The 13925-nt window shown below is 42.6% G+C and carries 9 protein-coding genes and 1 pseudogene; 6 read left to right on the plus strand and 4 right to left on the minus strand.

Annotation, left to right across the window (positions count from 1 at the left end):
- The first annotated feature begins 61 nt into the window (after nucleotides 1-61).
- The 3 genes from csdA to JMW90_RS00350 all read left to right on the plus strand — a co-directional run bounded on the left by csdA (nucleotide 62) and on the right by JMW90_RS00350 (nucleotide 4357).
- On the plus strand, nucleotides 62-1741 hold the full coding sequence (csdA, locus tag JMW90_RS00340) for a DEAD/DEAH box helicase CsdA (protein WP_201561144.1): 1680 nt from the start codon (nucleotides 62-64) through the stop codon (nucleotides 1739-1741).
- 255 nt (nucleotides 1742-1996) lie between these two features.
- Nucleotides 1997-3241: a DUF819 family protein gene (locus JMW90_RS00345; protein WP_201561145.1), complete on the plus strand. Its 1245-nt coding sequence runs from the start codon at nucleotides 1997-1999 to the stop codon at nucleotides 3239-3241.
- Between the two features lie 123 nt (nucleotides 3242-3364).
- Complete coding sequence (locus JMW90_RS00350) at nucleotides 3365-4357, plus strand: virulence RhuM family protein/type II toxin-antitoxin system death-on-curing family toxin (protein WP_201561146.1); 993 nt, start codon at nucleotides 3365-3367, stop codon at nucleotides 4355-4357.
- A 19-nt stretch (nucleotides 4358-4376) separates the two neighbouring features.
- On the opposite strand, the pseudogene JMW90_RS00355 reads toward JMW90_RS00350, so the two are convergent.
- From JMW90_RS00355 to JMW90_RS13975, 3 genes and pseudogenes are all read right to left on the minus strand, one after another.
- Nucleotides 4377-5130: pseudogene (locus JMW90_RS00355) on the minus strand (proteasome-type protease).
- An 80-nt stretch (nucleotides 5131-5210) separates the two neighbouring features.
- Nucleotides 5211-5996, minus strand: coding sequence for a transglutaminase family protein (locus JMW90_RS00360; protein ID WP_201561147.1), 786 nt, complete (start codon nucleotides 5994-5996; stop codon nucleotides 5211-5213).
- A 114-nt stretch (nucleotides 5997-6110) separates the two neighbouring features.
- A complete protein-coding gene (locus JMW90_RS13975; protein WP_201561148.1) occupies nucleotides 6111-8480 on the minus strand; it encodes a circularly permuted type 2 ATP-grasp protein in 2370 nt (789 codons plus the stop codon).
- Between the two features lie 546 nt (nucleotides 8481-9026).
- Between JMW90_RS13975 and JMW90_RS00370 the strand changes: the two genes are divergently transcribed.
- Nucleotides 9027-9782, plus strand: coding sequence for a M90 family metallopeptidase (locus JMW90_RS00370; protein ID WP_201561149.1), 756 nt, complete (start codon nucleotides 9027-9029; stop codon nucleotides 9780-9782).
- A gap of 120 nt (nucleotides 9783-9902) precedes the next feature.
- On the opposite strand, the gene JMW90_RS00375 is transcribed toward JMW90_RS00370, so the two are convergent.
- Entirely contained in the window at nucleotides 9903-10574 is a 672-nt protein-coding gene (locus JMW90_RS00375) for a hypothetical protein (RefSeq protein WP_201561150.1), read from the minus strand.
- A 255-nt stretch (nucleotides 10575-10829) separates the two neighbouring features.
- Between JMW90_RS00375 and JMW90_RS00380 the strand changes: the two genes are divergently transcribed.
- Complete coding sequence (locus JMW90_RS00380) at nucleotides 10830-11303, plus strand: hypothetical protein (RefSeq protein WP_201561151.1); 474 nt, start codon at nucleotides 10830-10832, stop codon at nucleotides 11301-11303.
- A 1326-nt stretch (nucleotides 11304-12629) separates the two neighbouring features.
- Nucleotides 12630-13898: a tyrosine-type recombinase/integrase gene (locus tag JMW90_RS00385; RefSeq protein ID WP_201561152.1), complete on the plus strand. Its 1269-nt coding sequence runs from the start codon at nucleotides 12630-12632 to the stop codon at nucleotides 13896-13898.
- Nucleotides 13899-13925 lie beyond the last annotated feature (27 nt).

A 13925-nucleotide genomic window follows, 5' to 3' on the forward strand; every position in this document is an offset into this window, starting at 1 on the left:
TATCAGTGGTATGCATCAAGTTTGCTGAATTTACAGCAACTTATACTTACCAAGGATTCTCATGACTGACATCTTATCTGCAATTGCCGCTGAAAACGGCATCATCGAAAGCACTGACACCCCAAATACTGCTCTTAATAACACCGATACTAATAATGAAGCGGCTAGCACAGACGCTACTGACGAAAATAAAGTTACCTTTACTGAGCTAAACATCGCCAAGCCAATTCTTAGCGCGCTTGAGCGTAGTGGTTATACTCACCCAACACCTATTCAAGCAGAAGCGATTCCTTTTGCTCTAGCAGGTCGTGACCTTTTATTGTCAGCGCAAACGGGTAGTGGTAAAACGGCAGCATTCGTCATCCCTGTACTTGATCGTTTAAGCCGCGCTACTAGCTTTGACAAACTAACCAAAGCACTTATCCTAACGCCAACGCGTGAACTTGCTCAGCAAGTACATGACAGCGTACGCACCTATTCTAAAGATATGCGCGGCCTGTTCTGTGTACCATTAGTTGGCGGCGCACCATACAACGGTCAGATCACTGCTTTGAAAAAAGGCGTTCAAGTTATCGTTGCGACTCCTGGTCGTCTACTTGACCATATCAATGCGGGCCGCGTTGACTTATCAAGCCTAGAAATCTTGGTACTTGATGAAGCTGACCGTATGCTAGACATGGGTTTTGCTGACGATATCAGCGATATCTTACGCGCAGCGCCTACTGATCGTCAGACAATCATGTGTTCTGCAACTTGGGATGGCCCAGTAGGTAAAATTGCTGCCAGCTTCACTAAGAACCCTGAGCGCGTATCAATCAAAGTAGAATCAGCACACATCGAAGAAAAAGTGTACTACTGTGATGATTTTGATCACAAAAACCGTTTGCTTGATAAAATCGTTTGCCAGCAAGATATGGAACAGATCATTATCTTTGCTGCTACCAAACGTAGCACTGAAAAACTAGCAAAACAGCTACAAGAAGCCGGTCATAAAGCCAGCTTCCTACATGGTGACTTGCCACAAAGCAAGCGTAACCGTATCGTTCAAGACTTGCGTAATGGTAAAGTCAAAATCCTAGTAGCGACTGACGTTGCCGCTCGTGGTCTAGACATCCCAGCAATCTCGCACGTAATCAACTATGATTTACCGCGCCAAACTGAAGATTACGTCCATCGTATCGGTCGTTGTGGTCGTGCTGGTCGTACTGGTATCGCTATCAGCTTATGTAGCATGGATGACCGTCCACAGCTAAACGCCATCAACCGTTATTTAGATCGCAAAATGGAAGTATGTATCATCGAAGGTATGGAACCTAAGAAGACTTATGTACCTAGCGAAAATAAAGGTAATGGTCGTGGCCGTGGTCGTGGTCGCTCAAGTGGTGGTGGTAATGGTCAAGGCCGTGGTCGCACGGGTGGTGGCTATCAAGGTAATCCTGCTAATGCTCGTGGTCGCTCAAGCGACAGTGCTGCAACTGGTCAACGCGCAAGCAATGACAGCGGTTATCAAGGTAAGCCACGTGACGCGTCAGGCAAACCAAATGAGCGCTCAGGTGGCAAGCCGTATCAAGGCAAGCGCACTGGTGGTCCAAGCCGTGGTGATAGCACTGGCGTTCCACGCGGTGAGCGTGCAGCAACGGGTCGTGGTCGTCCAAGTGGCAGCCAAGGTCGTCCAGCTGGTCGTGCTGACAGCCGTGGTCAGGGTCGTTCAAGCGGTGGTAACCGTAGTAACAACTCGTAATAACGTCATATTTAATGATTAATAAAGGTTATTGGTTAAATAACCACTTACTTAATCGGATAAAATAGCATCAAAAAGCCAGATACTCGTTATCTGGCTTTTTTTGTGAGTAATCGTTTTATATGTACCCAATTAGCATTAATAAGCCGTTCAAACGAACCAAAACTGCGCCTGTGGTCAATCGTTGCTTGCAGGTCTTTTTTGCCTTGTTTATACTGACAAGCCTTTATTCATCGCGTGCTGCGGAGCCATTTGATGCCTGAAATTTCTTACTTAGCTATTGATAGTTTGCCATTAGCCTTTGGTATCATTATGGCTGTTATCGGATTGGTGTTCTATACTCAAGGATTGCCAAGTAAGTTTTGGCGACGCTTTTATGCCGTATTGCCAGGTATTGTACTGTGCTGTTTTATCCCAGCGACGCTGAATAGCTTAGGTGTCTTTGCTGATGGTATGGGCGCACAGATTTATGGCTTTACCGCCACTTATCTGCTGCCAGCAAGCTTACTGTTGATGACATTGTCAATGGATGTGCCAAAGATATTGGGGCTAGGCTGGAAAGCGATAGCCATGTTTTTTGCCGCCAGTATTGCCATCATTATCAGTGGTCCGATCAGCTTGGGTATCGCTAAGTGGGTGTCACCTGAAATGTTTACCGATGATACATTGTGGCGCGGATTTTCAGCAGTGGCTGGCAGTTGGATAGGCGGCGCGGCAAACCAAGCGGCAATGAAAGAATTGTTTGGCGTTAGTGATGATTTGTTTGGCATGATGATTTTGGTGGACGCCACCAATGCTTCATTGTGGTTACTGGCTATTCTAGTGATGGCAAAACACAGCGCTAAGATCGACAAGTTTTTACGGGCAGATAGCAGTAGTATTGACAATGTCATCGCCGCTGTAGAGAGTTATGAGCGTGATCATGCCCGTCCTGCCACGCTTAATGATTTGATGGTGATGTTTGGTTTGTGCTTTGCAATGGTTGGCGTGGCGCATTTTGTAGGGGCTCAGATTGCAGGGTTCTTTGCCCCTTATAGTTGGGCGGTACAATATAGCTTTGCTAGCTCGTTTTTTTGGATGGTGGTGATAATCACCTTGATAGGGGTAATTTTTTCCTTTACTAAGATACGTCGCCTCGATCATGTTGGTGCTTCCAAAATCGGTACCGTCTTTATCTTTATATTAATTGCCGCTATTGGTATGCAGATTAATCTGGCAGGTATCGTCTCACAGTGGCGACTACTGCTGATTGGTTTACTATGGATGAGCATTCACGTGGCGATTATCTTTATAGTCGCCAGAATCATTCGTGCACCGTTTTTCTTTTTGGCAGTGGGCTCTAATGCCAATACAGGCGGTGCGTCTTCTGCACCGATTGTCGCAACGGCATTTCACCCCTCACTTGCGCCAGTTGGTGTATTTTTGGGTATTTTGGGCTATGCGGTAGGTACTTTCGGTGGTTATATCAGTACACAGATGATGCGCTTGGTGGTAACTTAACCCTAAATATTTTCGAAAAACTTAAAATAATGACGGTGTAAACTGCGCTTAATGTCATGTACTATTTATAAAGTTAAGCAATAGTCGGTCAATAACAAATAGGTATCAGTAGAGGGCAAATAAATGACAGTCGCTGAAAATGATGAAAGTTCTACGGTAGAGATATATCAAAGCGCCGATGGTCAAGCACAGGTAGATGTACGTTTTGGGCAAGAGACAGTTTGGCTGTCTCAAGCACAAATGACTGAACTATTTGGTCGCGACCAATCAGTGATTTCACGTCATATCGCAAATGCTATAAACGATGAAGAGGTGTCTGAAAAAAGCAATATGCAAAAAATGCATATTGCAAATTCTGATCGACCCGTAGTCTTTTATGACTTAGATGTGATCATTTCAGTAGGTTACCGTATCAAGTCAGCTCAAGGTGTGCAGTTTAGACGCTGGGCAACCCAGCGCTTACGTGAATATTTAGTGCAAGGCTATACGCTCAACCAACAACGCTTCGATAAAAACTCAAGCGAGCTACAACAAGCGTTAAACTTGATTAGAAAAACTGCGCAAAGCCCTGAGCTGAATACTGATGAAGGGCGCGGCTTGATTGAGATTATCAGCCGTTATACGCAAACCTTTTTATGGCTACAACGCTATGATGAAGGGCTGTTAGATGATCCAGCCGGGCAGGATGGCGGTGTATTGCCCAGTCCGACGGAGGCGATGGCAGCGCTGACGGATTTAAAAGTGCAGCTGATGTCACGCGGTGAAGCAACTGAGCTATTTGCTAAGCCTCGCGGTGATGGGTTAGACAGTGTGCTTGGTAATTTACACCAAACGGTGTTTGGCGAGCCTGCTTATCCGACTATCGAGAGTAAAGCGGCGCATTTACTGTACTTTATAGTTAAGAATCATCCGTTTACCGATGGCAATAAACGTAGCGGTGCTTTTCTGTTTGTGGATTTTTTACATCGCAATAAGCGACTGCTCAATGACAACGGTGAAATGGTCATCAATAACACGGGACTTGCTGCCTTAACCTTACTGGTCGCTGAATCTGACCCCAACCAAAAAGAAACCTTAATTAAATTAATCATGAATATGCTGTCTTTAGAGGTTTAAGCAAAAACAAAAAATAGTCTCAAATAAGTCTCACGTCCCAATGCCTTAACGCCAATTTAGGTAATTCAACCAAAGTGCGACGTAGCGCCTCTGACCACTGATGACGGATGGTATTAAAGTACTCATCATGCTCATCGACCCGGCGGCCTTTGGGCAAGGTTAGACTGTCATTTTTATAAAGCACAAAATCTATCGGCATACCTACTGAAAGATTTGAGTGAATCGTTGAATCAAATGAAAGCATCAACGCGCGGGCAGCATGCCTGACATCAGTATTATAATTGACAGAACGATCAAGAATGGGCTTGCCATATTTGCTCTCACCCAACTGGAAGAAGGGGGGTATCTTCAGTGGCTCGAATACAGTTGCCCTCAGGATAAATCATATATAGCTCAGGCGGCTGGCCTTTTATTTGGCCACCCAGCATAAAAGAGCTGGTAAACGAGCCGTCGACATCCGCATTAGCGACCGCTTTTGCATGGTTCATCTTCTCACGCATACATTCGCCGACCATTTGCGCGGCGTCAAATAACGTCAACGTGGTATTGAGGTTACTCTCTGTACGCTGGTCAATATCATTTTGCAACTTGGTAAAGACCGCCTGCGAAGTAGCCAAGCTACCGGCGGTTTGTAATACTATGAAGCGCTCACCCTCGATACCATATTGATACAGTTTTCTGAATGTAGAGATATGATCAACACCCGCATTGGTACGAGTATCGCTAGCGAAAACCATACCATCTTTTAAGCGAATGGCAGCACAATAAGTCATAACGTATCCTTAAAGAGGCACAAGGTCAATAAACAAGCATACATCTGATACTCAAGTATCTGACATTAACACATCTGACCCTATGATAGCCGCGTGACCAGCACTTGACTGTATAGGTTCTCATAACCGCCGCCCATTCTGACACCACGTACCGGTGCGGTATCTAAGTAATCGCGTCCGATAGCCACATATACATGCGAGTTTGGTTGAAACGCTTGATTGGAGATATCAAAAGTATACCAGTAACCCTCTAACCAAGCTTCTGCCCAAGCATGACTGGCCATATGGTTTTCGGTATCGTCATACAGATAGCCTGACACATAGCGTGCTGGAATCTGCTGATCTCGTAAGAGGCTTATAAACACATGCGTATGGTCTTGGCACACGCCCGCACCAGTAGCAAAAGCTTCAGAAGCCGTTGTCCCAACATGAGTCATATCTGTTATAAAAGGCATTTTCATGATAAGGGCATTGGCCATCGCTTTCAGGCTGTCATGGGTGGGGTCTTTTAGGTAAGGGGCTGCAAATTCGCGCATCGCCTCTGAGCATTTGGTCAAGGGAGTTTGTACAGTAAATAACAAGTAAGGGACGTTGTCCATATCCTCTAATCGCTCGGTATCGGTATTAATCTCAACGATACCTGACGCCTGCATTTGTAAGTTATTATGCGCCTCGTTGCGGCTGAGGGTTAGCCAATCGTTGCCGAAGCCGTCTTTTTGGTTGGTCGCTACCTTTGGCAGCATAACATCCCACCGATGAATAATTTGGTGTGGTAGTTGCATCGGGGTCATACGAATATACTGTACGCTGCGCTGCGCTAACTCGTCATAATAATAATTGGTTTGGTGGCTGATTTGAAGTTTCATAACATCATCCTTTTGTCGTAGCCATTGTCTGGTCTGCTATCCACTCTATTTCTATTGTCTTGTCAAATATGCTGATGTCTAATGTTCAGGGAATATCTATAATCTGCTGCTATGTTAAACGCCTTGCCGCAATATGCTATTGAACTCTTTGGTTATTAGATTAAAGTCACTAAATTGCTTTGATTTGATCATCTGGTTGGTCAGGCGCGTCAGTTCACGCCAGCGGGTGTTCTCTGGTAGCTCATTGATCCAACACTTAAATTCGAGACTGGCTGCCATTGAGTCCTCATCTAATAAAACAGCACGCTCCAGCTGCTCAAAGTGCCGCCCAAGTTGCCAAAAGCAAGTCACCGTCGGATGCTCTTGTTTCATAGCAGCATTACACGCATGTAGTTGTAAGGTTGCTGCCCGATAAGTGCCCGCGCTTGATAGGCGCTTAATCAAGTTATATAACTCAGCGGTGTCTTTACCGATCACGCCCTTAGCCTCTTGGACATTGGTCTCAATTGATTGCACCACATTTGGTATTATTTTTTGTTCCAAATCAGTCATCATCTGCGCTTTCATTACTTTTAACGACTCATTTGCATCCGCCTCGAAGCCCAAATGACTTATGAGATGCTGTACTTGTGATTTTTTGAGATCGCCTTTGACCAGCTGTTTCATTATGCTGTCGTAATAATAGAGCCGCTCGCTATATCTACCTAGCCAAATCAAATGACTGGCGGTAGACAGTAGCAATATCATCGGGGCATCACCCAGATGTTCATACCCGGCCTCTATAGGCTGTACACGATCATAATAGTTGGCGTGATCAGTAGCACCATGCTCTAGTGATGAATGGCTATATGAAGATGTCTTGGCAGACGCCAGCAAGCTATTATTTGAATAAGCAGTATTTAAATCACTATCATCAATGACCCAAGTGTCTTTGATACCGCCACCTTGAGAGGAGTTGACGACCAAGGAGCCTTCAACCATGGCTACGCGGGTTAAGCCGCCAGGCACAATATCCACCGAGCCATCGCCATGACTGAGTATAAATGGACGCAGGTCGATGTGGCGCGGCGCGATACCATCAGCGACAGCGGTAGGGTTAGTGGAGAGCGAGATGGTTGGCTGAGCAATAAACCCAGCTGGATTTTCCAATAAGCGCTTACGATAGTCGCTGATTTCTTGTTTGGTAGAAGTCGGTCCGATTAGCATCCCGTAGCCGCCTGAGCCTTGAGTTTCTTTGACCACCAGCTTGTCTAAGTTATCGAGCACATAGCTCAGCTCATCAGGCTTACGACATTGATAGGTTTCAATATTAGGCAAGATAGGGTCTTCATCTAAATAGAACTTAATCATATCGGGGACAAAGGGATATAGGCTTTTATCGTCTGCTACGCCAGTTCCGGGAGCATTGACGATAACCACAGTCCCAGCTCGATAAGCACTCATCAACCCTGATACGCCCAATATAGAACTGGATTCGAATGCTAATGGGTCAATATAGGGGTCATCAATACGCCGATAAATAACATCGACCTGAACTTTACCGCGAATACCTTGCATGTAGACTTTGCTGTCTTCAACCACCAAGTCATAACCATGTACCAGCGGTACATTCATCTCGTGCGCTAAAAAAGCATGCTCATAGTAGGCACTGTTAAAACGTCCCGGGGTCAGGATAACAATTTGTGGATCATATTTGCTGGTCGAGCTGGCAAGACATTTTTTGAGGCGCTTTGGGTAATCACTGATGCCCAGAATAGGAGTATTCGCAAACATATCAGACAATAGTGTCTCTGATATGCTGCGACTCTCAAGCATGTAAGAGACGCCAGAAGGGGTACGCAGATTATCCTCTAATACACAGAATCGACCCGTCTCATCGCGAATCAAATCGATACCGCTGATGTGCGAATAGATTGGCTTGTCCAGCTCAATGCCCATCATCCAAGGCTCATAGCAACCGCTGGCATAGACGTAGCTGGCAGGGACGATACCGGCCTTCATAATAGCTTGGTCATGATAGATGTCATGCAAAAATGCGTTAAGCGCCGTTATTCGCTGTTTACAGCCTTTTTCTATCAGCTGCCATTCACTAGCAGCAATGATGCGTGGAATAATATCAAACGGTATCATTCGCTCGATATTTTTAGCATCGCTATAGACGGTAAAGGTGACGCCTTTTCGGTAAAAGATGTTTTCTGCTTGTTCGTTTAGATGGTTGAGAGCATCACTGTTGATATTGTCGAGCCAGTTGCCAACCATTTGAGCCACTGGTCGATATTGACCTTTGGCAATTTGCAACTCATCGAAGCTTTCTCGCTTTTTTTCATCTTTCTGTGGGGCATTTTTTATGGTGGTCTTGGTAGCATCTGTGGTTGCAGACTTGGTTTGTTGTTGAGTCTGATTTTGGCTTTGGCTGCCATTTTCATCTTCATTTTGAGACTGATTCTGGGACTGACTTTGAGATTGGGCTGATTTCTGATTCATAAATACCTCGCTCATCCTTGATACTGTCGTACAGTATGGTTAATAGAACGGGCTACGATAGTCAAACTCACCAGTATAATATTTAATACCTGTCGTACAGTACCTGCCCGATACCTGATGTTTATTATATGTCCTATCTAGACTATACAATGTCTATGGGGTAGTACACAACAAGGGTTTGATGCTTTAAGGTTGCGTAAGCTACGTTAAAATACAAAAATTGAGGCCAATTCTCGTAATTAGATGCAATTGCTATACCATCTATTTTAATAAGCAAAAGTCTGTCACTATAAATGTAATAAAATCGTCTCACGGAGCATAGAAAATTATATCTCTAGGCATATCTTTCGCAAAGAGCTATAAGATATAGTTAAAATATCTCAAAAACGCTACAGTGCTGCGGGTATAAATTTTTTGCAGCCTCTGTCGGCTAGCTACAGCAAGCAAGAAAAATTGATACCAGCAGTACTTGATGTAGCGATATTACTTTTCTCTGACTATAGGATTAATTCTGTCCAAACATTAACATTAGAGGAATAACAGAACATGTTTAGTATATTAAAAGACTGGCATAACCAGCGTGTACTCGATGATAGTGACTTTACCAAAGCAGACTGGATACAGGCTGCTGAGCGTATTGTGATACTTGAGCGGCTAAACGAGGAGGAAATGATTCGTTTATTTGAGCTGGCGACGTTGTTTTTGGACGATAAATCTATTAACGGCGCTCAAGGTTTTGAGATTACAGACACGGTCAGACAGTCTATTGCTTTGCAAGCTTGTCTGCCCATACTGAATCTAGGGCTGAAATGGTACGCTGGCTGGTCATCAGTGATTATTTATCCTGGTTCGTATAAAAGTGACAGCAGCACTGTAGATGAGTTCGGTATCGTCCATGAAGGCACTCAACATCGTAGCGGCGAAGCGTGGCAGCGTGGTCCCGTTATACTGTCATGGAAGGATGCCAAACACTCAGGCGAGCGTGATGGGCATAATGTCGTCATTCATGAGTTTGTACATAAGCTCGATATGCTCAATGGTCGCGCTAATGGCTTTCCGCCATTGCAACCGGATATGGATCCTGCACGTTGGACGGAGATTATGGCGCGGGATTTTGAAGATTTTCAGACCCATCGTAAGTCAGGGCTCGATCGATATGGCACGACCAATCCTGCTGAGTTCTTTGCGGTGCTTAGTGAAGTATTTTTTGAAACGCCTGAAAAGCTGGTAGATGCTTATCCTGAGATCTACGAGCTGATGGTGAAGTTTTTTTTGCAAACGCCACTTGAGCCAAGACTTTAGGATTTATTTATATCAAAAAATAAATATACGCGTTAAAGTAAAAAAAGCGCAGTACATTACAAACAATGCATTGCCCTTATCCTGTAAAATATTTTAATAAATCAAATACTTACTCTATTATTATACTGTCCATCGGTCATTGATAATACCTACCAGATAGCGCTTGCCTTGATATTCATCAAACACTAAGCGCATGCCACGCCAGTCCATACCATCATATTCAGCTGTGCCTTTATAATGAAAATCTACCACATCTGATTTTGGGTAAGCCTCATTGACGTTATTAATCATATTGCCACGAGATTCAAACGCATTAATAGTTATACGCGCATTATTATATTTTTTAGCCTCAATCCAAGTACTTAGATATTCTGGTAGTGGTACCACCAATGCCTCGCCAGTACCGTCTTTTTCACCCCAAGTAAAGCGAATTTTTGATTGTTGTAGATACTGAGCATACTGCTCACGGCTAAAGACTTTATCCGTATCAAGACGCACGTAGGCATACATCGAAAAACGTACGCCGCGAGTTGGATGGATATCGTCTGTGATACGAGCAAAGTCATTATTGGCAAGGGCGCGCTGGATACGCAGTGCTTGCTGTTTGAGCGTTTGCTGGCTCATGTCTGAGACTACAGGCATAGATGGGTTGCCGGTTGATTGATTGGAAGTAGCGCTGGACTCAGCAGAAGATTGGCAACCTGTGATTGACAGTATTGAAGCAAAACCTACAGCGACCGATAGCTTATAAAGATAAGACTGAGAAATATTAAAACGAGTAGACGGCATCATAACAATATCCTTATCGTAGCTTATTTAAGTCAATCCAAAACACACATTACATTATATTCAATTAAATTCATATTGACTCATTAATAGTACTAATAACTCATCAAAGTTTATAATGGTGCTATGTAATATAATAGTGCTATGTAAACAGTATTTTTGTTTCATAAATCTGATAAACACAATTGAGCGGTAACGTAGTAATCTGTATGTGATTTAATGAATATAATACTCAAAACGTCATATTTCATGGAGGCCACCATGCAAAAAATGATATTTTCCATAATCATGCTCACAATAGGGTTTTCTGCTATCACGGCTACTGCCAATCTAACGCAGCCGTTACAGACAGCTTTTGCCATGAAAATTGATACTGTCGCCAACATGTACCAGCAGGATGTGAATAATCAAGGAATGGATAAGCCAGTGGTATTACAACAATATGCCAATCCAGAGCTAAGGGCTGCCATGCAGCGTGAGCAAGATTACTTTGCTAAAGCGAAAACATCCTGTCATGTGGGTTATGATGTATTGTGGAACTCTCAAGATCCTGATTATGCACAAGACAAGCTATTTTCAGTAACGACAACAGGCTTGGTTCAAGTCAGCTTAGCGCATGGTCATAAGGTTTACTATGAATTGTCCTGTGATAATTCTGCGTGCCAAGTGGCGGATGTAATCTTAGATGAGGATGGGGCATCTTTACGAGAACATTTGCAAAAGGCTTGTCGTTAGCTGAAATATTAATTGGGAAGCAATATATATTTTAGTGTTGAATCCAAGATAGAAATGAATGAGCAGATTTACAAATAGCGCTAAATAAAATATTTTGCGCCCAACTTCTAAAACCATTACTTTGTTTTCGCATAATGTATATTATGTTAAACTAGAGCTACCGTATAATAAGTTCATGGGGTTATAATTAAACAGTAAATCGTTAGTCAGTCTGGTTGTTAATTGCTTAACCATAATATGTGTTACCTGTTTAAATAATCATTGTAATCACCGCTAGTATAATTACTATACTGATATATCTTGAGTAATTAATGTGTAGAGTTTTAATTAATCTTAGTGTAATCGTAATCGAGCTTAACGTATTAAACCATGTCGCTAGTTAACCTGTTTGATAAACTTGTTCTACTCATCATTGCTAAGTTTACTACCTTCATACTGCACAATAAGCCCTCTGAATAATCTGTCATTCCTAATCATCACCTAATAAACAAATTACTCATCAACCGATTGTTGGTAGCTTAGCCAACTTCATCATTAAGGCGAACGTGCTTGAAACACGTTAGGTACAGAAGTATTCGCCACCAAGTAACAATCAGCTCAAAGTAAAAGTAATACCTCTTCTGAATGCATAGTACTGTGTATCATTGATAAAAGTGTATACAAGCTCTAACAATGCTCCTACTTGGCATCTCAGTAGGTCCAAGTCTATATGTATGCACCTTATAGCTGCTATTATCATAGCTAACTACGTTGTAATACGTTTTCATTTAGAGCCACCAAAAGAGCCTTCCTGATTAGTGAAACATTCATTGGTATTTTCTAACATCTCTCGTTCTTACTGAGATATCTTAATCTAAAGCATTGAGTTGATACCTTCCAAATTTGCACAGAACAGCACTATCACCCTGATTAAGTTATTCTGTGCGAGTACAGGAGCATGGTTTTTCGTGCAAATATGTCGAAGAACTCTATTGCCAATAGCAAACAGCGCTCTTACTTTTAATCTATCTGAAGTTTATTCCTTCAAACACCATATATATCAACAAAAAAATAGCTTACCCCTTCTTTCTCCACTATACTATAATCATCCCCAACCTTCACTTGGGGATGATTATACTTACAAACCCTATATTAAAAGGTTTTATTAATTAGATAATAAATAATAGTGTCCATGTTAGTGTCCAATATCAACCTATATCTTTCAGAAGACACTTTTTAGGATTTATAAGACATGTGCAAAGATTGCTCTAAATTTAAATCTAAGCACAGAGATAATAAATTAACTCTCACAATTTACCTTACTTATAAAGCTTACGGATGTACCTCATGGCGGTAAACAATTTAAATGATATCAACAAACTTGAATGCCGAGATAAAGATTACTCGGTCAGTGTCTCAGGTGTCGCAGGTCTAAGTATCCGTATTTATCCAAATGGTAAAAAGGAATACTACTTGCGTTACGCTCATCCACATATCGATGGCAAGCGTCCTAGGATGATGCTAGGTAAGATCGATGATATCAGCCTATATGAAGCTAAGTATAGAGCAGAAACTATACTTAGCACGGTCGCACAAGGCTCTGACCCTAAGGTTATTCATAAAAAAGAACAAGTCAATAAGTATGCTCATCTAAAGAACGCTACCTTTGCTGAAATCACACAAGCGTGGCGAGACCACAAAACATCAAGTCGTCACCATAGTAAATCTAATAAGCGCGTATTTAGTGAGTCAACGCTTAAATTTTGGGATTTATGTCTAGGATATATGTGTCGCGAGATTGGCGACTTAAGAATGAACGACATCACAAGCGAGATGATATTAAGTGTATGTGAGGCGATTCAAAATAATGAAAATCAAGCAACCTTCGTTGGTGCCAGCACTCGGCTTTATACTGAAAAGGTATTTTCATTTGCTGTAGCTCGAGGGTTATGCGATAGAAATGTCGCTATTGATACGCGTGGTGAGCTTGCACCTGCTAGCTCAGGCAATCACTTACCAGCAATTACCAAGCCTGATCAGTTTGCGACTCTTCTAAACGATATGTCCAATTTTAAAGGCGCAAGCAAAATAGCACTAGAGGCAATGAATTTACTACCGTATGTTTTTGTGCGTAGTATCGATTTGCGCTCTATGCGCTGGCAAGATATAGATTGGGACAATAAGCTATGGGCGTTTTCTCCCACTAAAGGCGAAGGTCGTGAGGACATGGTATCGCATTTAGTAGTACCGCTAGCAAATCAAGTTATTCAGCGCTTACAAGAAATACAAGCAGTCACAGGTCACAAAGAACATGTGTTTGCATCGATGCGTGCCTCAAGCAATAGCTATATTAGCAAAGCAACGCTAGTACAAATATTTCATAGGCTTGGATACAAAGATATTCAATGCACTCATGGGTTTCGAGCATCAGCTAAGACTCTACTTATGGAACAACCTGAATTGCGATATTCAGATATCGTAACAGAGTTACAGCTAGGTCATAGGATAAAAGATACTCATGGTGGTGCTTATAACAGACTTGATGAAATCGACATTAGGGTGAAAATGATGCAAGACTGGGCTGATTATATAGACACGCTTAGAAGTTCAACATAATAATTATTTTACGTTGATTATATCACT

Source organism: Psychrobacter glacincola, assembly GCF_904846215.1.
In the GTDB taxonomy this organism is placed as follows: domain Bacteria; phylum Pseudomonadota; class Gammaproteobacteria; order Pseudomonadales; family Moraxellaceae; genus Psychrobacter; species Psychrobacter glacincola.

Coding starts and splice junctions, on each gene's coding strand:
- JMW90_RS00360 (WP_201561147.1), bottom strand. CDS start 5,996: ATGAAACTTCAAATCAGCCACCAAACCAATTATTATTATGACGAGTTA.
- JMW90_RS00345 (WP_201561145.1), top strand. CDS start 1,997: ATGCCTGAAATTTCTTACTTAGCTATTGATAGTTTGCCATTAGCCTTT.
- JMW90_RS00350 (WP_201561146.1), top strand. CDS start 3,365: ATGACAGTCGCTGAAAATGATGAAAGTTCTACGGTAGAGATATATCAA.
- JMW90_RS00370 (WP_201561149.1), top strand. CDS start 9,027: ATGTTTAGTATATTAAAAGACTGGCATAACCAGCGTGTACTCGATGAT.
- JMW90_RS13975 (WP_201561148.1), bottom strand. CDS start 8,480: ATGAATCAGAAATCAGCCCAATCTCAAAGTCAGTCCCAGAATCAGTCT.
- csdA (WP_201561144.1), top strand. CDS start 62: ATGACTGACATCTTATCTGCAATTGCCGCTGAAAACGGCATCATCGAA.
- JMW90_RS00380 (WP_201561151.1), top strand. CDS start 10,830: ATGCAAAAAATGATATTTTCCATAATCATGCTCACAATAGGGTTTTCT.
- JMW90_RS00385 (WP_201561152.1), top strand. CDS start 12,630: ATGGCGGTAAACAATTTAAATGATATCAACAAACTTGAATGCCGAGAT.
- JMW90_RS00375 (WP_201561150.1), bottom strand. CDS start 10,574: ATGATGCCGTCTACTCGTTTTAATATTTCTCAGTCTTATCTTTATAAG.